Source organism: Luteimicrobium xylanilyticum (assembly GCF_009429125.1).
Classification (GTDB): Bacteria; Actinomycetota; Actinomycetes; order Actinomycetales; family Cellulomonadaceae; genus Luteimicrobium; species Luteimicrobium xylanilyticum.
In genome coordinates, this window is the sequence record NZ_CP045529.1 from 1276978 (window position 1) to 1297542 (window position 20565).

At 73.9% G+C, this 20565-nt stretch carries 20 protein-coding genes; 11 read left to right on the plus strand and 9 right to left on the minus strand.

Going from position 1 to position 20565, the window contains the following annotated elements:
• The first annotated feature begins 19 nt into the window (after positions 1 to 19).
• From KDY119_RS05480 to KDY119_RS05495, 4 genes are read left to right on the plus strand one after another with little or no spacing between them, the layout of a single operon-like run.
• Positions 20 to 1834, plus strand: a complete 1815-nt coding sequence (locus tag KDY119_RS05480) for a VanW family protein (protein WP_051136700.1) — start codon at positions 20 to 22, stop codon at positions 1832 to 1834.
• Positions 1831 to 2712, plus strand: coding sequence for a hypothetical protein (locus KDY119_RS05485; protein ID WP_227994534.1), 882 nt, complete (start codon positions 1831 to 1833; stop codon positions 2710 to 2712). The genes KDY119_RS05480 and KDY119_RS05485 overlap by 4 nt, the downstream gene beginning before the upstream one ends.
• Positions 2709 to 3629, plus strand: coding sequence for a prephenate dehydratase (locus KDY119_RS05490; RefSeq protein WP_153022039.1), 921 nt, complete (start codon positions 2709 to 2711; stop codon positions 3627 to 3629). Before KDY119_RS05485 ends, KDY119_RS05490 begins: the two co-directional genes overlap by 4 nt.
• Positions 3626 to 4654: a prephenate dehydrogenase gene (locus KDY119_RS05495; RefSeq protein WP_227994535.1), complete on the plus strand. Its 1029-nt coding sequence runs from the start codon at positions 3626 to 3628 to the stop codon at positions 4652 to 4654. Before KDY119_RS05490 ends, KDY119_RS05495 begins: the two co-directional genes overlap by 4 nt.
• Before the next feature lie 71 nt (positions 4655 to 4725).
• Here the strand turns inward: KDY119_RS05495 and KDY119_RS05500 are convergent, their stop codons facing one another.
• The 4 genes from KDY119_RS05500 to KDY119_RS05515 are packed head-to-tail and all read right to left on the minus strand — an operon-like array spanning position 4726 to position 9420.
• Entirely contained in the window at positions 4726 to 6078 is a 1353-nt protein-coding gene (locus tag KDY119_RS05500; protein WP_036952010.1) for a D-arabinono-1,4-lactone oxidase, read from the minus strand.
• Entirely contained in the window at positions 6075 to 7433 is a 1359-nt protein-coding gene (locus tag KDY119_RS05505; RefSeq protein ID WP_153022040.1) for a type III PLP-dependent enzyme domain-containing protein, read from the minus strand. Before KDY119_RS05505 ends, KDY119_RS05500 begins: the two co-directional genes overlap by 4 nt.
• Positions 7430 to 8704, minus strand: a complete 1275-nt coding sequence (locus KDY119_RS05510) for an MFS transporter (RefSeq protein ID WP_036952008.1) — start codon at positions 8702 to 8704, stop codon at positions 7430 to 7432. The genes KDY119_RS05505 and KDY119_RS05510 overlap by 4 nt, the downstream gene beginning before the upstream one ends.
• Positions 8701 to 9420, minus strand: a complete 720-nt coding sequence (locus KDY119_RS05515) for a TetR/AcrR family transcriptional regulator (protein WP_194174352.1) — start codon at positions 9418 to 9420, stop codon at positions 8701 to 8703. Before KDY119_RS05515 ends, KDY119_RS05510 begins: the two co-directional genes overlap by 4 nt.
• A gap of 187 nt (positions 9421 to 9607) precedes the next feature.
• Here KDY119_RS05515 and KDY119_RS05520 point away from each other — a divergent pair, with 187 nt between their 5' ends.
• Positions 9608 to 10315 (plus strand): YoaK family protein, encoded by a 708-nt coding sequence (locus KDY119_RS05520; RefSeq protein ID WP_036952005.1) that lies wholly within the window; start codon positions 9608 to 9610, stop codon positions 10313 to 10315.
• On the opposite strand, the gene KDY119_RS05525 is transcribed toward KDY119_RS05520, so the two are convergent.
• Positions 10257 to 11084 (minus strand): aspartate/glutamate racemase family protein, encoded by an 828-nt coding sequence (locus tag KDY119_RS05525; protein WP_153022041.1) that lies wholly within the window; start codon positions 11082 to 11084, stop codon positions 10257 to 10259. The two genes, KDY119_RS05520 and KDY119_RS05525, sit on opposite strands and share 59 nt — an antisense overlap.
• Entirely contained in the window at positions 11084 to 12721 is a 1638-nt protein-coding gene (locus KDY119_RS05530) for an NCS1 family nucleobase:cation symporter-1 (protein ID WP_083890948.1), read from the minus strand. The genes KDY119_RS05525 and KDY119_RS05530 overlap by 1 nt, the downstream gene beginning before the upstream one ends.
• Positions 12722 to 12952: 231 nt before the next feature.
• Between KDY119_RS05530 and KDY119_RS05535 the strand changes: the two genes are divergently transcribed.
• Positions 12953 to 13615 (plus strand): helix-turn-helix domain-containing protein, encoded by a 663-nt coding sequence (locus KDY119_RS05535; protein WP_036952000.1) that lies wholly within the window; start codon positions 12953 to 12955, stop codon positions 13613 to 13615.
• A 17-nt stretch (positions 13616 to 13632) separates the two neighbouring features.
• On the opposite strand, the gene KDY119_RS05540 is transcribed toward KDY119_RS05535, so the two are convergent.
• Positions 13633 to 13914, minus strand: coding sequence for a hypothetical protein (locus KDY119_RS05540; RefSeq protein ID WP_036951997.1), 282 nt, complete (start codon positions 13912 to 13914; stop codon positions 13633 to 13635).
• Between the two features lie 80 nt (positions 13915 to 13994).
• Between KDY119_RS05540 and fdxA the strand changes: the two genes are divergently transcribed.
• The 3 genes from fdxA (at position 13995) to KDY119_RS05555 (ending at position 17017) form a co-directional block, all read left to right on the plus strand.
• Entirely contained in the window at positions 13995 to 14312 is a 318-nt protein-coding gene (fdxA, locus tag KDY119_RS05545; RefSeq protein WP_036951995.1) for a ferredoxin, read from the plus strand.
• 20 nt (positions 14313 to 14332) lie between these two features.
• Entirely contained in the window at positions 14333 to 15469 is a 1137-nt protein-coding gene (gene dapC / locus KDY119_RS05550; protein WP_036951992.1) for a succinyldiaminopimelate transaminase, read from the plus strand.
• A gap of 237 nt (positions 15470 to 15706) precedes the next feature.
• Entirely contained in the window at positions 15707 to 17017 is a 1311-nt protein-coding gene (locus tag KDY119_RS05555) for a citrate synthase (RefSeq protein WP_083890947.1), read from the plus strand.
• Between the two features lie 61 nt (positions 17018 to 17078).
• Here the strand turns inward: KDY119_RS05555 and KDY119_RS05560 are convergent, their stop codons facing one another.
• A complete protein-coding gene (locus tag KDY119_RS05560; protein ID WP_227994536.1) occupies positions 17079 to 17951 on the minus strand; it encodes a hypothetical protein in 873 nt (290 codons plus the stop codon).
• Positions 17952 to 18090: 139 nt separating this feature from the next.
• Here KDY119_RS05560 and KDY119_RS05565 point away from each other — a divergent pair, with 139 nt between their 5' ends.
• Complete coding sequence (locus tag KDY119_RS05565; RefSeq protein ID WP_148284212.1) at positions 18091 to 18438, plus strand: YciI family protein; 348 nt, start codon at positions 18091 to 18093, stop codon at positions 18436 to 18438.
• Here KDY119_RS05565 and dapD read toward each other — a convergent pair.
• The gene (gene dapD / locus KDY119_RS05570) at positions 18413 to 19369 is read right to left on the minus strand and encodes a 2,3,4,5-tetrahydropyridine-2,6-dicarboxylate N-succinyltransferase (protein WP_036951984.1); all 957 of its coding nucleotides are present in this window, start codon (positions 19367 to 19369) and stop codon (positions 18413 to 18415) included. The two genes, KDY119_RS05565 and dapD, sit on opposite strands and share 26 nt — an antisense overlap.
• Positions 19370 to 19427: 58 nt before the next feature.
• Between dapD and dapE the strand changes: the two genes are divergently transcribed.
• Positions 19428 to 20546 (plus strand): succinyl-diaminopimelate desuccinylase, encoded by a 1119-nt coding sequence (gene dapE, locus KDY119_RS05575; RefSeq protein WP_083890946.1) that lies wholly within the window; start codon positions 19428 to 19430, stop codon positions 20544 to 20546.
• Positions 20547 to 20565 lie beyond the last annotated feature (19 nt).

Below are 20565 nucleotides of genomic sequence, written 5' to 3' on the forward strand. Positions count from 1 at the left end.
GTCAGCGCAGGAGCACCCAATGGACGAGCACGCCACCACCGGCACCGGACAGCGCCCCGACGAGGCGCCCGTGCCTCCGCCGCCCCCGCCCGGCGGGCCGACCGGCGAGCCCCCGACCGACGACATCCTGCAGGGGCTGGGTGAGGAGCCCGCGCCCAGCCGCACCGGGCGCACGCTGGTCGCCCTCGGGGTGGTCGTCGTCGCGCTCGTCGGCGCGTACGTCGCCGCGCAGTGGTTCGTCTCCGACAAGATCGCGCACGGCACCACGGTCGCGGGCGTCGAGATCGGCGGCCAGACCGTCGACGACGCCGTCGCGACCCTCGACGACCGGCTCGGCGACCGCGCGACCGAGCCGATCGCCGTCGTCGCCGCGGGCAAGAAGGCGCAGCTCGACCCCCGCAAGGCCGGCCTGACCTTCGATGCGCGCGCGACCGTCGAGCCGCTCGTCTCCTTCACGCTCGCGCCGTCGCGGCTGTGGCACGCGGTCTTCGGCGGGTCGGAGGTCACGCCCGTCACGACGGTCGACGGCACGAAGCTCACCGCGGCCCTCGGCACGGTGGGCGACGCGGTCGAGGTGAAGGCGCGGAACGGGTCCGTCGCGTTCTCCGACGGCGCGGCCACGAGCGTCGCGCCGCGCAACGGGACGGCGCTCGACCGCCGCGCGGCTCGGAAGGTCGTGACCGACAGGTGGCTCACGGCGAGCGATGCGCTCGAGCTGCCGACGACGACCGTCCGGCCCGAGGTCGGGTCCGACGCCGTCCAGAAGGCGATGGTCCTCGCGGGGACGGTCACCTCGTCGCCCGTCGACCTCACCGTCGGCGGGCAGAAGGTCCGCCTGCCGGGCGACGTCCTCGCCGACGCGGCGAGCTTCGTCCCGGACGGGGCGGCCCTCACGTTGAAGCTCGACCCCCAGACCCTCCGGGCCGACGTGCTCACGCGCACCACCAAGCTCCTGACGTCCGCGAAGAACGCCCGCTTCACGTTCACCGACGACAAGCCGACGATCGTGGACGGCAAGAACGGCACCGGTCTGGACGCCGACGCCCTCGCCGCGGCGGTCGCCACCGCCGCCGCGAAGGACAGCGGTCGGGCCGCGACCGTCGGGCTCACGACCGTCGAGCCCTCGACGACGACCGCCGACCTGCGGAAGCTCGGCGTGAAGGAGAAGGTCTCCGAGTTCGCGACCGCGCTCACCAACGAGCCGATCCGCACCAAGAACCTCGAGGTCGGCGCCAAGAAGATCTCGGGCGACCTCGTGAAGCCCGGCCAGACCTTCTCGATGGTCGACGCGCTCAGCCCCATCACGTCGGAGGCGGGCTACTACAAGGCGCACATGATCGAGAACGGGCAGTTCGTGGACGCCGTCGGCGGCGGTCTGTCGCAGGTCGCGACGACGACGTACAACGCGGCGTTCTTCGCCGGGCTCGACATCGTCACGCACCAGCCGCACTCGTACTGGTTCGCGCGCTACCCGGAGGGCCGCGAGGCGACCATCGCCGTCGGCGTGATCGACATGAAGTTCACGAACGACACGCCGTACGGCGTCGTCGTCCAGTCGTGGGTCGGCGGCGGGAAGCTTCACGTCGTCTTCTGGAGCACGAAGTACTACACGGTGCGCACGACGACGAGCCCCCGCTCGAACGTCGTGGAGCCGACCACGGTGAAGGACTCGTCGCCGAGCTGCATCGCGGACTCGGGCGGGCAGCCCGGGTTCCACGTGAGCGTGCGGCGCCTCGTCTCCCGGGACGGCTCGGTCGTCAAGGACGAGACGAACCAGTGGACCTACAAGCCGCAGAACCGCAGGGTCTGCACGTCTGGTGGAGGTGACGGGTGACGCTCGTGCTCGGGCGCAGCGAGAGGGAGTCGGGGCCCCACGCGCGGGCCGCGGCGCGTGCCGTGGGCTGGGGCGAGGGCGGTGACCTCCTCGACCTGGGCTCGACGACGGCGACCCTCGAGACGGTGTCGCAGCTCGCCGACCTGGCGGCCGTGATGTACCTGGACCACCCGCAGCAGCCCGGTCCGGAGCTCGAGCGTGCGCTCCTCGCTGCACCGCCCGACGTCGTCGTGACGGCGAGCGTGGGCGTGGCCCGCGAGTGGGCATGGGTCGGTCGCGTGGGCGGGCGCGTGTCCGCGCCCCCCGGCGCGGTGGTCGTCGACGAGGCGGGCATGCGGGACTGCCGGCACCGGCTGCGGGCCCTGGGCGCCAGTCCGCGCTTGGTGCCGACGCGCACCCCCGTCGCGGAGCGGATCGCCCTGGCCGGGCCCGCGGGCACGCTGCTGGTCGAGCGCTCCGCGATCCCGGACGGCTTCGCGGAGCTGCCCGAGTCCGAGCGGCTCGCCGACCCGACCCCCCTCTGGTACGGGCTGGTCACGGCCGACCGCCGGCCCGAGCCGTTCGACCGCCCGGCCCAGGTATGGCTCGCGTTCGGCCCGCGCGACGACCACCGCGGGTCGCTCCAGCACACGCTGGGCGTGATCGCGGGTGCCGGGATCGACCTCCAGCACCTGCGCTCGCACCGCTCCGAGGCCGGGCCGCACGTCTTCTTCAGCTCGTTCTCCTGCCCGTCGAGCGACGTCCTCGACGCGCTCACGAGGGAGCTCGCCGCGCGGGCGGTCGCGCACCGCGTGCTCGCCGTCCTCCCGGGGGCGAGCTTCGAGCCCGGGCCCGACGCCGTGACGCCCCGCTGGGCGCGGACCGAGGTGCCCGCATGACGACGGTCGCCTACCTCGGCCCCGAGGGCACGTTCACGCACGCCGCGGCGCTGGCGTGGCCGGGCACGACGCCGGTCGCGCTGCCCACCGTGCAGGACGTGTACCGCGCCGTCGAGGAGGGCCGCGTCGACCGTGGCGTGGTCGCGATCGAGAACACCGTCGAGGGGTACGTGGTGCCCTCGCTCGATGCGCTGCTCGCGTCCCAGGACGTCGTCGGGATCGACGAGGCCGTGCTCGAGATCGCGTTCGACGCGTTCGTCCGGCCGGGAGCCACCGACCTCACCGAGGTCTGCGCGCACCCGCACGGGCTCGCGCAGTGCCAGGGCTTCGTGGCCCGCACCGGCCTCGCGCCCGTGCCCGCGGCGTCGAACGCGGCCGCGTGCCGCGACGCGACGCCCCACCAGGTCGCGCTCGGGCCGCGGCTGTGCGGCGAGCTGTACGGGCTCGAGACGTACGAGCGCGACGTGCAGGACTTCGCGGGCGCGCGCACCCAGTTCCTCCTCCTCGCGCGGCGGTCCGACGCGCGGGCCGCCCTCGCGGCGGCGGAGCACACGGCACCCGGCGCGCGGTGGCGCACCATGGTCGCGGTCACGCCCGTCGTCGCGGGTCCCGGTGTGCTCGCCCGCATCCTCGCGGCCTTCGGCACCGGCGGTCTCAACCTGTCCAGCCTCATCACGCGACCGCTCAAGGTCGCGGGCCGCTACGTGTTCGTCCTGACCGTCGACGCCGCGCCCGTCGACCCCGCCCTGCGCGCGGTGTTCCAGGGCCTGCTCGACGACGGCCACCTCCTCAAGACGCTCGCCGCCTTCCCCGAGCGCGCGGACCGCGCCGAGGTCCTCGACCTCGAGCACGTCCCGTCCGGCTCGGTCGACGGGACGGCGGCGACCGCCGACGTGGCGCGGGAGCTGCTGTGGTGACCGGGGTCGAGGCCCCGCTCACGGTGACGCGCGTGGGGGTCGTCGGGCTCGGCCTGATCGGCGGTTCCGTGGCGCGCACGCTCGTGGCCGCGGGACTCGACGTGGTCGCGACCGACCCCGACGGCGCGACCCGTGCTCAGGCGTGGGACGCGGGGGTCCGGACGGTGGGCAGCGCGGCCGAGGTGTTCGTCGAGCGCCCGGATGTACTGGTGCTCGCGCCGCCGCTCGCCGCGCTCCCGGCCGTGCTGGCCGAGCTCGGCGCGGAGGTGCCTCGGCTCGTCGCCGACGGCGGTCCGCTGCCCGTGCTCACCGACGTCGGGAGCGTCAAGGCACCCGTGCGGGTCGCGGTCGAGGCTGCGGGTCTCGGGGAGCGCTACGTGGGCGCGCACCCCATGGCAGGCACCGAGGAGTCGGGCTTCGCGGCGTCCCGCGACGACCTGCTCCCGGGCTGCACGTGGGCCGTGACGGTGAGCCCGACGACGGCGGCGGACGACCTGCTCCGGGTCCTCTCTCTCGTCACCGGCCCCCTGCGGGGGACGGCGCGCTTCGTCGAGGATGCGACGCACGACGCCGCCGTGGCGCTCGTCTCGCACGTCCCGCACGTCCTTGCGACCGAGCTGCTCAACCTCACGACGGCCGCGCCCGCCGGGGCGCTCGCGCTCGGTCTCGCGGCCGGCTCGTTCCGCGACGGCACGCGCGTCGCCCGGACCGACCCGCGCCGGACGCAGGCGATGGTCGCCGGGAACGCGGGCGCCGTCGTGGGGGTCCTGCGGGACGCCGTCCGACACCTGGACGCTCTCGCCGACGCTCTCGAGGCGGGCGACGACGCGGCCGTCACGGCGTACTTCGACGACGCCGACCCGGTCCGGGCGGCGCTCGTCGGGGAACCGGCGCCGTCCCGCGCCGAGGCCGTGCGCCTGGACGACCCTGCGTGGCGCGAGCGTCTCGTCGAGCTCGGGGCCGCGGGCGCCGTCGTCGGGCGGGCCGGGCGCGACTCGATCACCCTCGCCCTCCCACCCGCCTGACCGCGAAGTAGTACGGCCGCCGGTATACCTCGCGAAGTAGTACGGCCGCCGTACTACTTCGGCGATGCCCGTCAGGCGCCGAGGACGTGCGCGAGGTACGGGTTCGCGAACAGGCGGCCCGGGTCCAGCTCGTCTCGCGCGCGGACGAAGTCGTCGAAGCGGGGGTACAGCTCGGCGAAGTCGTCGGCGCCCAGGAAGTGCAGCTTGCCCCAGTGCGGACGCCCGCCGTGCGCGCGGAAGATGTCCTGCGCGGCGGTGAAGTACCGGTGGTAGTCCTCCCGGAAGTACCGGTGGATCGCGACGTAGCCGGTGTCCCGGCCGTGCGCCGTCGACAGCCACAGGTCGTCCGCGGCGGCGGCCCGGACCTCGACGGGGAACGAGACGCGCAGGTCCTTGGCGCGGATCATGGCGTCGAGCTCGCGCACGACCGACGGCACCGCCTCGCGCGGCACCGCGAACTCCATCTCGCGGAAGCGGACGGTCCGGGACGTCGCGAAGACGCGGTACGACAGGTCCGTGTACTCACGGCGCGCCATGAGCCGGGACGCGACCTTGTTGGCGACCGGGACGACGCTGCGGGCGCGGGTCCCGACGGCGCAGATCGCCCGGTACAGGCCGTTGGCGAGGAGCTCGTCGTCGACCCAGCCGCTGAACCGGGGGACGGGGGAGAGCGGAGCGTCGCCGGGCAGGCGGGTGTTCGTCTTGGTGGAGGCGACTGTGGTTCCGGGGAACCAGTAGAACTCGAAGTGGTCCGCCTCGGCGCAGCGCGCGTCCCACTCCTCGAGCACCTGCGCGAACGGTGCGGGCGCCTCGACGGCGTGCAGGACGAACTGGGGGACGCACTGGAGCGTGACCTCGGTGAGCACGCCGAGCGCGCCCAGCCCCACCTGGACGGCGCCCCAGTACTGCGGGTTCTCCTCCGCGCTCACGGTGAGGTGGCGGCCGTCGGCCGTCAGGAGCCGAACCTGGACGAGCTGGGTCGCGAGCCCGCCGAAGCCGGCGCCCGTGCCGTGCGTGCCCGTCGAGACGGCGCCGGAGATGGTCTGGCGGTCGATGTCGCCCAGGTTCGGCATCGCGAGCCCGTAGGGCTCGAGCAGCGCGGGGATCTCGAACAGCCGGGTCCCGGCGCCGAGCGTGACCTGCGCGGACGCCGTGTCGACGGCGCGCAGGCCCGAGAGGCCGGTGAGGTCGAGCTGGACGCCGGGCGCGACGGCGATCCCGGTGAACGAGTGGCCGGAGCCGACGGGCTTGACCGTGAGCCCTTCGCCCCGCGCCGCCTCGAGGACGTCCTGCAGGGCGTCTTCCGACGTGGGGCGAGCGACGCCGCGCGGCACGACCGACTGGTTGTGACCCCAGTTCTGCCAGGTCGTCGCGGGGCGCCAGGGAAGCGTCGTCGGCGCTCCGGCCGTCGTCTCGTGCGTCACAGGAACACCTTTCCTTCGCCCCGGTAGGTCGGGACGGTGCCGAGGACCGTCGCCGGTCGCTCGGGGTCGTACGGGTGGTCGTCGGTGCCTCCGACGACCACGAGCCCGGTCACGTGCTCGGCGATCTCGCCGGCCTTGGTGTGGCGCAGCCACGCTCGGTCGCCGGGGCGCAGGCCGGCGGCCCCGGGACCGCGCAGGGGCGTCTGCACCTCGCCCGCGGCCTCGTTGCCGACGTACCGCGTTCCCTCGGGCCAGACGACGCGCGGCAGCCGGTCCGCCGCGGGCGGGCCGGACGCGACCCAGCCGCCGCCGAGGAGTGTCGCGACGCCCGGCGCGGGGTTGCGCACGACCGACAGCGCGAACGCGACCGCGGGGGCGGGCGTGAACTGCACGTAGTTGTCGAACAGGTGCGGCCCGAAGAGCCCGCTGCCCGCGGCGACCTCGGTCACCGCCGGGTCGGCCGAGGTCGTCTCGAGGGACCCGGTGCCGCCGCCGTTGACGAACTCGAGGTCCGCGACCTGACGGACCGCGGCGACGGCGGCCCCGCGCCGGTCGCGCAGCTCGGCCCCCGAGAGCGCCTGCAGGCGTCGCACGACGGCGGAGCGTGCGGCCCGCCCGGGCGTCGCGTTCGCGAGGCCCGCGATCTGTGCCTCGTACGCCATCACGCCCACGAGCCGGAACCCGGGCCGTTCGACGACGTGCCGGGCGAGCGCCTGCGCGCGCTCGGGCGAGTGCACCGGCGAGCGGAACACGCCGACGTGCGCGGAGCCGCCGACGAGCGCGCTCAGACCGGGGACGTCGTACGAGGCGTCGAGCTCGAGGCAGACCCGCACCTCCTCGCGGCTGCCCGGCGCGGCGACGGCGTCGACGAGGTCGAGCTGGGCGACGTCGTCGACCATGATCGTGACGCGCGAGGCGAGCACGGGGTCGCTCGTGAGGCGGCGCAGGGCCGCGCGGTCCGCGGTGGGATAGCCGACGACGACGTCCGTCACGCCGCTCCCGCCGGCCGCGGGGTCCGCCGGGTCGGGCTCGGAGGCGAGCCAGAGCGCCTCGGGGAGGGTGTACGCGAGGACGCCGGCGTACCCGTCGAGCGCGAGCACCGCGTCCAGGACGGGGCGCACGCGGACCGACTTCGACGCGACCCGGATCGGCATGCCGCCGGCACGGCGGAGCATGTCGTGGGCGTTGTGCGCGAGGGCCCGCAGGTCGAGCGTCGCGTAGGGCGGGTCGAGGTCGACGGTCGCCGCGGTGAGCGACGGCCAGTACGACGCGGCCGTCGCCCAGGGTGCGCGGGCCGGGTCGCCCACGGTCGCGGGCGGCAGATCGGGCAGGGCGGGCAAGGCGGGGTCGGTCATCGCACGCTCCGGACGGGGGCGACGGCGAACGCGCCGCCGATCGCAAGGACCCCGGCCGCGAGGAACAGCGGGGTGAAGCTGTGGGTCTGCGCCACGAGCCAGCCGCCGACGAGCGGCGCGAGGGCCTGCGGGACGGCGTAGGCGACGTTCATGATGCCGAGGTCCTTGCCGCGGTCGGCGGCGCTCGGGAGCACCTGGGTGGCGAGCGCCTGGTCGACGGACAGGAACGCACCGAACCCGAACCCCAGGAGCGCGGCGCCGACGAGCGCCGCCCCGAACACGGGCACGAACGCCAGCAGCAGCGCGGCGAGGCCCTGGAGCGCGGCGCACACCACGACCATGATCTTGCGGCGGCCCATCCGGTCGGACAGGCGCCCGAGGACGAGGGCCGCGACGATGACGAAGACCATGTAGACGAGCGTGAGGAGCAGCAGGCCGTTCTCGGCGTCGTCCTTGCTCTGGTGCATCGGTCCGTACTCGAGGAAGTAGAGCAGCAGGACGGTGCCGAAGCCGTTGCCCGTCATGACGAGGATGCGGCTCGTCAGCGTCCAGGCGAAGTCCGGGTGGTCGCGGGGGCTGATCCAGAACCCGGTGACGATCGTGCGCAGCGAGAGAGGCTGGGCCGAGCCCGGCGCGAGCGGCGGGTCCTCGAGGCGGAGCAGGAACGGGACGACGCACACCAGGAGCGCGGCGGCGACCAGCACGTAGCCCGCGACCTGGCTCAGCGCGAGCAGCGCGACGAGCGCGACGCCGACGAGGATCCCGAGGGCCTGCGGCGCCGACATCCAGCCCGAGACGGTGCCGCGCTGGTCGACGGGCACCCGGTCGCTGATGGTCGCGGTGAGCGCGGCCGTCAGGACGCAGAAGCCGACGAGCGTGATCGACCACCACACGGCCACGCCGACGATGGTGTGCTGGACGGACAGGAGGACGAGCGCGACGGCGAAGAGGACGGCGCCGCCCGCGATCCAGGGCCGACGGCGGCCGAAGCGCGAGGTGGTGCGGTCCGAGAGCGCACCGGCGAGGGGGTAGGCGACGAGCGCGCAGACGCCCGCGATCGCGGACACGATCCCGAACCCGCGGACCGACGCGACCCAGTCGACGGGGGCGATGATGTCGTCGACCTGCTGGGGGAGCAGGAGCTGGATCGGGGTGAGCTGCGCCATCCAGACGCCGAACCAGGCGGTCGCGAACGCGGCGATCCACGCGCCGGGGACGAAGGTGCGGGGCTCGAGGGTCCCGGCGGCGGTGCTCACGGCGGGCGCGGTCATGCGTCGGGGTCGGGTTCGGAGAACTGGAGGATCCCGGCGACGGCGTACTCGCGCGCCGCCGAGATGCGTTCCGGGTCCCGGAACGACAGCCACGAGGTGGTGAGCCCGTCGGTGAGGGTCACGACGTACCGGGCGAGCTCCTCGACGGGCCGCGTCCACCGGGTGCCGGTCGCGGCCGCGGCGGCCGTGAGCACGCCCGCGGCGGCCTCGTCGTAGGCCTCGTACTCGGCCCGGACGAGGTCGGCGAGCTCGGGCTCGCGCAGGGCGTACTGGTGGAGCTCGAGGATCGCCTGCTCGCGTGCCGGGTCGGCCTCGACCGCGGCGACGAACCCGTCGAGCGCGGCACCGAGGAGCTCCGGCAGCGTGACCTGCCCGTCGGTGAGCTCGGCGGCGCCCGCGAGAACCTCCGTGACCGAGTGCACCTCGTCGACGAGCACGCGCTCGACCACGTGCCGCATGAGCTCGGTGTGGGACTCGAAGGCGTAGTGGAAGCTCGCGAGCGACATGCCGGCCTCGCGGACGATGGCGCGGGTGCTGGCCGCCCGGACGCCGTCGCGCGCGATCACCGTGGTGGCGGCGTCGAGCAGGGCCTGGCGCCGCTCGGCGACGGGCATGCGCACGGTCCGCGGAGCCGGTGCGGCGGCGCGGGGCCGTCGTGTGCGCGGAGGGGCCGCCGGCGTCGTCGCCGACTCCTCTGGGACGCTCGTCTGGGACATGTGCCCCACTGTAGCGCCCGTCACACTCTCGTCCGCGCTCCGGCCGGACGAACCCTCTGCTGCGTGCGACGACGTCATGGCGCGATGGTCCCACCCCGGAGGCACCCCGCGCGCGTGCAGGCGCGCGCGGGCGCCGCTGCGCGGACACCTATGGACGGCACGGCCGCACACCCGACATCATGGCGCCGTGAGCTCACCACGCCGCCTCCTCGGCGAACCCGACGGCGTCCACCTCGTCCTCATGCTGGCGCTGACCTTCACGACCGGGATCGTCGACGCGGTCGGCTACCTCGGCCTCGACCGCGTCTTCACCGCCAACATGACCGGCAACGTCGTCATCCTCGGGATGGCGCTCGCGGGCGGCGACGGCCTGCCCGTGCTCGGCCCGACGCTCGCCCTCGTCGGCTTCGCGCTCGGTGCTGCCCTCGGCGGGCGCCTCCTGCGGGGGCGGCCGTCGCGCTGGAACGAACGGTCCACCCTGGCGTTCGGAACGACGGGCGTCGTGGCCACGACCCTGGGCGTGTGCGCCGCGGTCGCGGTGCCCGTCGAGCACACCGTCTGGGCGTTCGTCATCACGGTCCTGCTCGCGGTCGCGATGGGGCTGCAGGCGGCCTCGGCCCGCAAGATCGGCGTGAAGGACGTGACGACGGTGGTCGTCACGTCGACGCTGACCGGGCTCGCGGCGGACTCGAGGCTCGGCGGAGGCGGGTCGGAGAACTGGCCGCGCCGGCTGCTCGCGGTCGTGCTGATCCTCGCGGGTGCCGCCGTGGGGGCCCTGCTGCTGCGCGGAGGCGGCCAGCACGGCGTCGGCATCGGGATGGTCGTGGCCGGCGTGCTCAGCCTCGCGGTCGCGGTGACGGGGCACCGGCTCCGGGTCCGGGAGACACGGGGCTGAGGTCGCCGGGGCGGCCGGGCGGGGCCTGCAGGCCGAACGGGGCCAGCAGCCCCGCGACAGGCTTCGTCGGCGGTGCCGCGTACTCGCCCGCCCGGCTCGTCGTGAGCCGCTGGGCGACGAGGCCCTGGACGAGCGCGGTCGCGGCCGCGACGCCGTCGACCACGGGCACGCCGATCGCGGCGCCGACCTCGTGGCACAGGTCGGCCATCCCCGCGCACCCGAGCACGACGGCGTCGACCCCCTCCGCCGTCGCGGCCAGGCGGCAGTGCTCGAGCACCGTCTCGCGGGCGCGCGACCCGGGCCGGTCGAGCTCGAGCACGGGCAGCTCGCACGCGTACACGGCCGCGCAGGCCTCGGCGAAGCCGTAGCGCGTCGCGAGCTCGCGGGCCCGCGGCACGGTGCGTTCGAGAGAGGTCACGACCGCGAAGCGGCGCCCGACGAGCGTCGCCGCGTGCATGGCTGCCTCGGCGATGCCGACGACGGGCCCGCGCGCGAGCTCGCGGGCCGCGTCGAGCCCGGGGTCGCCGAAGCAGGCGACCACGTAGGCGTCGGGACGCGCCACGGGCGGGAGGGCCTCGGCGAGGGCGACCTGCTCGAGGATGCCCGGCACGGCGAGCGCCTCCTCGTAGTGGCTCTCGACCGACGCCGGCCCCATGGTGGGCTGGACCGCCTCGACGGTCGTGCCGGGGAACGCCACCGCCCGGGCGGACCGACCCACGAGGTCGGTCATCGCCCGGGTGGTGTTCGGGTTGATGACCCGGATGCGCATCAGACCGCCGTCGTGACGGTCTCGGGCTCGTCGACGGGCGGGTGGTGGCTGACCACGGCGCGAGGTGCGTCACCGGTGCCGACGGACACGTGCGGGTCGGCCGGGTCGAGGACCTTCATCTGCGGGCGCCGACGCTCGAGGGCGGTGAACAGGACCAGGCCGAGGCCGCAGCCGATGAACCACGAGTAGCTCGAGACCTGCGTGACGTCCACGACCCCAGCGTTCGCGAGGATCTCGGGCAGGACGGCCGAGGCGACCGAGACGACCCCGGCGACGGCGACCGTCCAGACCGCGTTCGGGTTGTAGCCCTTGCGGTACCAGTAGGAGGCGGAGGGGGCGAGCGTGAACATGTCGTCGACGTGCACGCGCTGCTTCCCGACGAGGTAGTACCCGGCGATGAGGACGCCGAAGAGCGGGCCGATCAGCGCGCCCAGGACCCCGAGCGTGTAGAGGATCGCCTGGTCGTTGTCGTACCAGTTCCACGGGGTGAGGAGCACCGAGCCGACGGCGGCGATCATGCCGCCCATCCGCCAGCTGATCCGCCGGGGGGCCACGTTCGAGAAGTCGAAGGCCGGCGAGATGAAGTTGGCGACGATGTTGATCCCGACCGTCGCGGTCACGAAGGTGAGGCCGCCGAGCAGGATCGCGAAGGTGGAGTCGATCTTCTGGACGGTCTCGATCGGGTCGGTGATGAGCTCGCCGAAGACGGGCACGGTGGCGGACGCGCAGATCACGGTCAGCAGCGAGAAGACGACGAAGTTGACGGGCAGGCCGAGGAAGTTGCCGCGGCGGACGGCACGGGTCGAGCGGGCGTAGCGCGCGAAGTCGCCGAAGTTGAGCATCGGCCCGGAGAAGTAGCTGACGACGAGCGCCACCGCGCCGATCCAGATCGGGATCGAGGCCCCGAACGAGAGCTGCTTGGTGGACAGGTTGAACGAGATCGCGCCCCAGCCGGCGCGGCTCACGAGGTAGATCGCGAGCGCGAACATCACGACGTAGACGGCGGGACCGGCCCAGTCGATGAAGCGGCGGATCGTGTTCATCCCGGTCCAGAAGAGGGCACCCTGGGCGACCCAGAGGATCGCGTACGAGATCCAGCCGAGCGCGCTGAGGCCGAGGAACGAGTGGTGCAGGAGGTTCTCCGAGGGCGGGAAGAACTTGAGGAAGAGGATGTTCAGGGCCTGCGCGGCGAGGAAGGTCTGCACCCCGTACCAGGCGACGGCGATGAGCCCGCGGATGATCGCGGGGATGTTGGCGCCCAGGACGCCGAACACGGCCCGGTTGATCACGGGGTAGGGCACTCCCGTCTTCTGGCTGGGCTTCGCGACGAGGTTCGCGAAGACGTTGACGATGACGATCCCGACGACGAGCGCGACGAAGACCTGCCAGCTCGCGATCCCGAGCGCGAATAGGCTGCCCGCGGTGACGTACCCGCCGACGCTGTGCACGTCGGACATCCAGAACGCGAAGATGTTGTAGGACGACCAGGTCTGGTCCTTGAGGGGCGCCAGGTCCTCGTTGGTCAGACGGGGGTCGTAGGTGACCTTGATCTCGCCGGCGCCGACGGGCATGCCGGCGGCCTCGACGAGGTCGTGGGGCTTGGTGTCGTACGGGGCGGAGTCGCTCGGGGTGGTCATGATGGCCTCGCAGGGGTCCGGTGGGCGGGGGACGTGCTGGAGCTGACGCCGTGAATCTATGGCTTCACACACGGGGGCCGGTTTCTGTCGTGTAAAGCCTTCGTGACGTTCGCTCGACGGCGTCCGGGCGCCGACCGGGCGGCCCGCGCCCTCCGCCCGGGGCCCGTAGGCTGCCGGTGGTCGGCCCCGCCGACCTCGCGCCGCTCGTCGTCCTCAGAACCAGGAGCCCGCATGGAGCCGCAGCTGCTGCTCGACCAGGCCTCGGGCGCCGTCGAGTCCTTCGACGCCGAGGTCCTCGGGGCGCGCCTGCGCGCGCTGCGGACGGCGCGCGGTCTGTCGTTGCGCGAGACCGCCCGGCGTCTCGACATCTCGGCCAGCGCGCTCTCGCAGATCGAGCGCGGCGTCCTGCGGCCCTCCGTGCACCGCCTCCTGGCCATCCTCACGACCCTCGGCGGCTCGGTCCTCGACGTCTTCGCCGACGAGCCGCGGGGGCCGCTGGACCCGGGCCCGAGCGACGCCGACGGCGGGGACGCGGCTCCCCACGCGCCGCCCGTGGGGAGCCACGCGATCCGGCGCGCCCACGACGACGAGACGGTCCGGTTCCAGGCGGGGGTCACGTTCCGCCGCCTGTCGCCCGGTCCGACGCGCGGGGTCGACTTGTTCGAGTCGACCTACCCGCCGGGCTCGCGGGGCGGGAGCGAGCACGAGCTCATCACGCACGCCGGCTACGAGGTGGGGACCGTCACGCAGGGCGAGCTCACGATCGACTTCCCGGACGAGACCGTCCTTTTGGGGCCGGGAGACTCGATCACGTACGCGTGCGAGACACCGCACCGCTTGTCGAACCGGGGGCAGCGGACGGTCGTCGCGACGTGGCTGATCGTGCACGGCTGAGGCGGCCGCGGTCGGGCTCACCCGCGGGACGGGCGGCGGACCGGACGCGGCGGGACACGCTTGGCGGCGACCACGTCGGCGGCCCCGACCCGCACCGTGGGAGGTGCGGGGGCGCCCTCGGGCCGTGGGCGCGCCCGGTCGGGCTGCAGGGTCACGCCCGCGTCGTCGAGCGCGAGGACGACGCCGATCACGTCCGTCCAGAGGTGGTCCCCGGCTTCCGCGCCGCGAAGGCGCCGGCGCACGACCACGCGGTCGCCGACCGTCCACGCGGGCGTCCCGTCCGGCCATCCCTCGGACACGCGTCCGTCCTTCCTCTCGACTGCGCGATACTAGACCTCGACCGCGCCCCCATGCGGCCCTCCCCGAAAGGACTCGTGCAGTGACCTACGTGATCGCTCAGCCGTGCGTCGACGTCAAGGACAAGGCGTGCATCGAGGAGTGTCCCGTGGACTGCATCTACGAGGGCAAGCGCTCGCTGTACATCCACCCCGACGAGTGCGTCGACTGCGGTGCGTGCGAGCCGGTGTGCCCGGTCGAGGCCATCTACTACGAGGACGACGTCCCGACGGAGTGGAGCGACTACTACCGCGCCAACGTCGAGTTCTTCGACGACCTCGGCTCGCCGGGCGGCGCCGCGAAGCTCGGCCAGATCGACAAGGACGACGCCATGATCGCCGCCCTGCCGCCGCAGGCCTGACCTCCGGCGCAGCGACCCTCATGGGCTTCCATCCGCTCGACGACCCGTACCCCTGGGACACGCTCGCGCCCGTCGTCGAGGCCGCACGCTCCCACCCGGGCGGCCTCGTCGACCTCTCGATCGGCACGCCCGTCGACCCGACGCCCGACGTCGTCCGCGACGCGCTCGCCGCGGCGTCCGACGCGCACGGCTACCCGACGACGCACGGCACGCCGGCGCTGCGCCAGGCGGTCGCCGGCTGGTTCGCGCGGACCCGGGGCGTCCCGGACCTCGACCCGGACGCCGTCCTGCCGACCGTGGGCTCCAAGGAGCTCGTCGGCCTGCTGCCGTCGCTGCTCGGTCTCGGCCCGGGCGACGTCGTCGTGCACCCCGCGACGGCGTACCCGACGTACGACGTCGGTGCCCGGCTCGCCGGGGCCTCGCCGCTGGCGACCGACGACGTCGACGCCTGGGCCGGGCGCACCGACGTCCGGCTCGTGTGGGTGAACTCGCCGAGCAACCCCACGGGTCGCGTCGCGTCGGTCGAGGAGCTGCGCCGCGTCGTCGAGGCGGCGCGGGAGATCGGCGCGGTCGTCGCGAGCGACGAGTGCTACGCGCTGCTGCCCTGGTCCGAGCCGTGGGCGTCGCACGGTGTGCCGAGCATCCTCGACCCGCGCGTCAGCGGCAACAGCCACGAGGGCCTGCTCGCCGCGTACTCGCTGTCCAAGCAGTCGAACCTCGCGGGCTACCGGGCGGCGTTCGTGGCGGGCGACCCGGCGCTCGTCGGGTCGCTGCTCGCGACGCGCAAGCACCTCGGCATGATCGTCCCGGCGCCCGTCCAGGCGGCCATGGTCGCCGCGCTCGACGACGACGCCCACGTGGCCGCGCAGCGGACGGTGTACGCGCGGCGCCGCCGGCTCCTCGAGGGCGGGCTGATGGCGGCCGGGTACCGGATCGACGACTCCGAGGCCGGCCTCTACCTGTGGGCGCGGCCCGCCGCGGCGCCGGGAGGCGACGTGCAGGACTGCTGGCAGACGGTGAACGACCTCGCCGGGCTCGGCATCCTCGTCGGCCCCGGGGCCTTCTACGGCTCCGCCGGTCTGTCGCACGTCCGGGTCGCGCTGACCGCGTCCGACGAGCGCGTCGCCGAGGCCGCGGCGCGGCTCTCGGGGGAGTGACGCGGCGCCGGTGAGCGCTTGGTGCAGGGCTGGGGGCGGGCGCCGTCGGGCCGTGTGACGCAGGACACAGTGCCATGGTCCGGTCAGGTGCGGGCCGCGGCTTGGTCACGACGGAGTCCGGCGCGTAGTCTCGGAAGACAGGCCTGTGCTGCTGCGAGGCCGCCGCGTGCCCGGGCGTCGATGCTCGCGCGAGCGGCCACCGCGCCACCCGCCGTCCGAGCGTCCAGGAAGGAAGTCATGACCCAGACCCCCAGCGCCCCCGCGCCCGACGCCGTGGAGCTCACCGTCAGCGGCACCAGCCGTGAGCTGCCCGTCGTCCACGCGACCGAGGGCAACGACGGCATCGTCGTCTCGTCGCTCCTCAAGGAGACCGGGCTCGTCACCGTCGACCCGGGCTTCATGAACACCGCGTCCTGCACGTCCGCCGTCACCTACATCGACGGGGACCAGGGGATCCTGCGCTACCGCGGCTACGCAATCGACGAGCTCGCGGAGCAGTCGACCTTCCTCGAGGTCGCCTACCTGCTCATCCACGGCGAGCTTCCCGACCAGCCGACGCTCGACGCCTTCACCGAGCGCGTCAACCGCCACACGCTGGTCCACGAGGACTTCCGCACGTTCATGGGCACCTTCCCGCGGAACGCGCACCCCATGGCGGTCATGGCCTCGGCGGTGAACGCGCTCGCGACGTTCTACCCCGAGTCGCTCGACCCGTCCGACCCGGAGACCGTCGAGCTCGCGACCGTCCTGCTCCTCGCCAAGACGCGCACCATCACGTCGTACCTGCACCGTCGGCGCGTCGGCGAGCCCCTGCTCTACCCGGACTACTCGCGCGGGTACGTCGACGACTTCCTCCGCATGACCTTCGCGCGGCCCTACGAGCAGTACGACGCCGATCCCGCCGTCGTCGAGGCCCTCGACAAGCTCCTCATCCTCCACGCCGACCACGAGCAGAACTGCTCCACGTCGACCGTCCGGATCGTCGGCTCCGCGCAGGCCAACCTCTTCGCGTCGGTCTCCGCCGGCATCAACGCCCTCTCCGGCCCGCTCCACGGCGGCGCCAACGAGGCCGTGCTCCTCATGCTCGACAAGATCCAGAACGCCGAGTACGACGTCGACACCTTCATGAAGAAGGTCAAGGACAAGGAGGACGGCGTCCGCCTCATGGGCTTCGGGCACCGGGTCTACAAGAACTACGACCCGCGCGCCGCCATCGTGAAGAAGTCCGCCGACGCCGTCCTCGCGACGCTCGGCAAGAACGACGAGCTCCTCGACATCGCCAAGCGCCTCGAGGAGATCGCGCTCAACGACGACTACTTCATCCAGCGCAAGCTGTACCCCAACGTCGACTTCTACACGGGCCTGATCTACAAGGCGCTCGGGTTCGAGCCGGCCATGTTCACGCCGCTCTTCGCGCTCGGCCGGATGCCCGGCTGGATCGCGCAGTGGCGCGAGATGATGAACGACCCGCAGACCAAGATCGGTCGGCCGCGTCAGGTGTACGTGGGGGAGACCGAGCGGGCGTACGTGCCCGTCGGGTCGCGCTGACCGGGATCTCGCGAAGTAGTACGGCCGCCGGTATACCTCGCGAGGTATACCGGCGGCCGTACTACTTCGGCGGGGTCGCCAGCGTGATCGCCACCCGGCCCGTCGCGAGCTTCGACGACGACGTCGCGCCCTTCGTGGCCGTGACCTTCGACCAGGTGGCCGACGCGCGGGTCCAGCGCCGGTCGCCCACGCGGACCTGCTCGACGTCGTAGGCGCGCGCGACGGCGACCGTCCACTGCGCGACCGCCCACGCGTTCGTGCCGTCCGCGCCGGGGAGGGCGCGCGCGTCGAGCGTCAGGGTCGGGGCCGTGCCCGACGACGTCACGGCCGTCGCGAAGTCACGCGCGACCCGCGCCTCCAGCTCGCGGGCGTCCGCGGCGGTGTCGACGTCGTCGGGCACCGGGCGCAACGTGCACGTCACGACGCCCGGGGAGTGCCCCGTGAGCGCGGACGCCCAGGCGCGCGACTGCGTCTCGTGCTGCCCGTAGGCGTCCGGGAACGCCGAGCGCTGCACCTTCTGGGCCGCCTCCGTGACCGCGAGGTCCTGCCAGCCGTCGACCTTGACGAGGACGTCGAGGAACGCGTTCGTCGCATACACGGGGTCCTGGAGCTGCTTCGCGGTGCCCCAGCCCTGCGAGGGCCGCTGCTGGAAGAGCCCCACCGAGTCGCGGTCGCCGTACGACAGGTTCCGCAGCTTGGACTCCTGGAGGGCGGTCGCGAGCGCGATCGTCGCCGCGTGCGCGGGCAGCCCGCGCCGCACGACGACGGCCGTCACCGTGGCCGCGTTGTCCGCCTTCTCGGGGGCGAGCCACCAGCGGGTGCCATCCAGCTCGGCCGTGCACCCCTCGGTAATGGTCCGCACGTGCCGCACGTCGAGGTGGTCGAGCAGCGTGACGATCCCGGCCACGGCACCACCGAGCAGCAGGGCGGCCACGACCAGGCCGACGACGGCGCGGCGCGCGCGGCGCCGTCGTCGGCGGGAACGGGACGCCGTCCACGGGCGCGCCGCCGTCGTGGACGACGCAGAATGGTCGTCACGCCCCACGGCACGGCCTCCCGAGAGGAGCCGCGAGATGACCGCCGACCCGGATACCGAGCGCCCCACCGTGCTGTACGTGCTGCGCCACAGCCCGGGGCGCGCGGTCGCCGCCGGCACGAGCGTCTTCGACCACCCGGGCATCGGAGAGCACTATGCGTTCCTGCGTCGTCGCGCCCAGGACGGCACGCTCGTGGCCGCCGGGCCACTCGAGAAGGAGAGCGGCGAGGGCATGACGGTCCTGGCCGCGCCCGGCATCGACGAGGCGCGACGGCTCGCCGAGACCGACGACCGGAGCGTGGCGACCGGCGTGCTCGCGGTCGAGGTGCGGGAGTGGCACGTGGTGCTCGGCCCGGGGCTCAGTTCGCGTGGAGCGCGGCGTTGAGCTCGATGCCCACGCCCTCGCGGCCCACGACCTCGACCCGACCGGTGAGCGAGTTGCGGCGGAACAGCAGCCCGTCGCGACCCGCGAGCTCGCTGGCCTTCACCACGACGTCGTCGGCGCCGTCGCGCCCGACGACCGTGACCTTCGTCCCGGCCGTCACGTAGAGCCCGGCCTCGACGACGCAGTCGTCGCCGAGCGGGATGCCGAGGCCCGCGTTCGCGCCCAGCAGGCAGCGCTCGCCCAGCGAGACGACGGTCTTGCCGCCGCCCGACAGCGTGCCCATGATCGAGGCGCCGCCGCCCACGTCCGAGCCGTCGCCCACGACGACGCCCGACGAGATCCGGCCCTCGACCATCGAGGTGCCCAGCGTGCCGGCGTTGTAGTTGACGAAGCCCTCGTGCATGACGGTCGTGCCGGACGCGAGGTGGGCGCCGAGGCGGACCCGGTCGGCGTCGGCGATGCGCACGCCCGACGGCAGCACGTAGTCGACCATGCGGGGGAACTTGTCGACGCCGTGCACAGTGACGTGCTGCCCGGCGGCGCGCAGGCGCGCCCGGACCTCCTCGAAGCCGTCGACGGCGCACGGCCCGGCGCTCGTCCACACGACGTTCGCGAGCAGGCCGAAGACGCCGTCGAGGCTGACCTCGTGCGGGCGCACGAGGCGGTGGGAGAGCAGGTGGAGGCGCAGGTACACGTCCGCGGTCGAGGCGGGAGCGGTGTCGAGGTCGATCTCGGTCAGCACCAGCGCGGTGCGCACACCCCGGAGCGCGTCGGTGCGCTCGGCGGCCGCGAGAACGTCGGGCGGCGTCGTGTCGGCCGGGCGCGCGCCGAGTCGCGGCGACGGGTACCAGGCATCGAGAACACGGTCGAGGTCCGTCCCGGAGTCGGTGACGGTGGTGAGGCCGTAGCCCCATGCGGTGCGTGCGGTCATGGGGACCAGCGTAGGAGATTCTCAGCAGCCCGACGGCAGCCGCCGGTAGGGTCGGGGCGTGACCGGTACCCCGCTCTCCGCCCAGCCGTACCCGACGTTCCCGCTCGCCCTGCACGACCCGGTCGTGCTCACGCGGCAGATCTGCGACGTCGAGTCGGTCAGCGGCAACGAGAAGGCCCTCGCCGACGTCGTCGAGGGCGCGCTCTCCGCGCTGGCGCACCTCGAGGTCGTGCGGGACGGCGACGCCGTCGTCGCGCGCACCACGCTCGGCCGCGACCGGCGCGTCGTCGTCGCGGGCCACCTCGACACCGTGCCCGTGGCCGCGAACCTCCCGGTGCGCGTCGTGGGGGAGGGCGCGCACGCCGAGCTGTGGGGCCGCGGGACCGTCGACATGAAGGGCGGGGTCGCGATCATGCTCGCGCTCGCCGCGGAGCTCGCCGAACCGTCCTACGACGTGACGTGGGTGTTCTACGACCACGAGGAGGTCGCGAGCGACCTCAACGGTCTCGGGCGCCTCGCGCGCACGAGCCCCGAGCTGCTCGCGGGCGACTTCGCGATCGTGGCGGAGCCCAGCAACGCCGGGATCGAGGGCGGCTGCAACGGCACGCTCCGCGCCGACGTCGTGCTCACGGGCGTCGCGGCCCACTCCGCGCGCGCGTGGATGGGCGTCAACGCCGTGCACGCCGCGGGCGAGGTGCTGAGCAGGCTCGCGGCCTACGAGCCCCAGACCGTCGAGGTCGACGGTCTCGCCTACCGCGAGTCGCTCAACGCCGTCGGGGTGACCGGCGGGATCGCGGGCAACGTCATCCCGGACCGTGCCGTCGTGACGGTCAACTACCGCTTCGCGCCCAGCCGGAGCGTCGAGGACGCCGCCGCCCACGTGCGCGAGCTGCTCCACGGCTTCGACGTGACGGTGACCGACGCGGCGCCCGGCGCGCGCCCGGGTCTCGACGCCCCCGCCGCGGCCGACTTCGCGAAGACCGTCCTCGAGCGCACGGGCGGCGAACCTGCCCCCAAGTACGGCTGGACCGACGTCGCCCGGTTCAGCGAGCTCGGCGTGCCCGCCGTGAACTTCGGCCCCGGCGACCCGCTGCTCGCCCACAAGGACGACGAGCACGTCGCGGCCGCCCAGATCACCCTCTGCCACGACGCCCTGCGCGCCTGGCTGACACGCTGACCGCCCCGTCGCGCGTCCG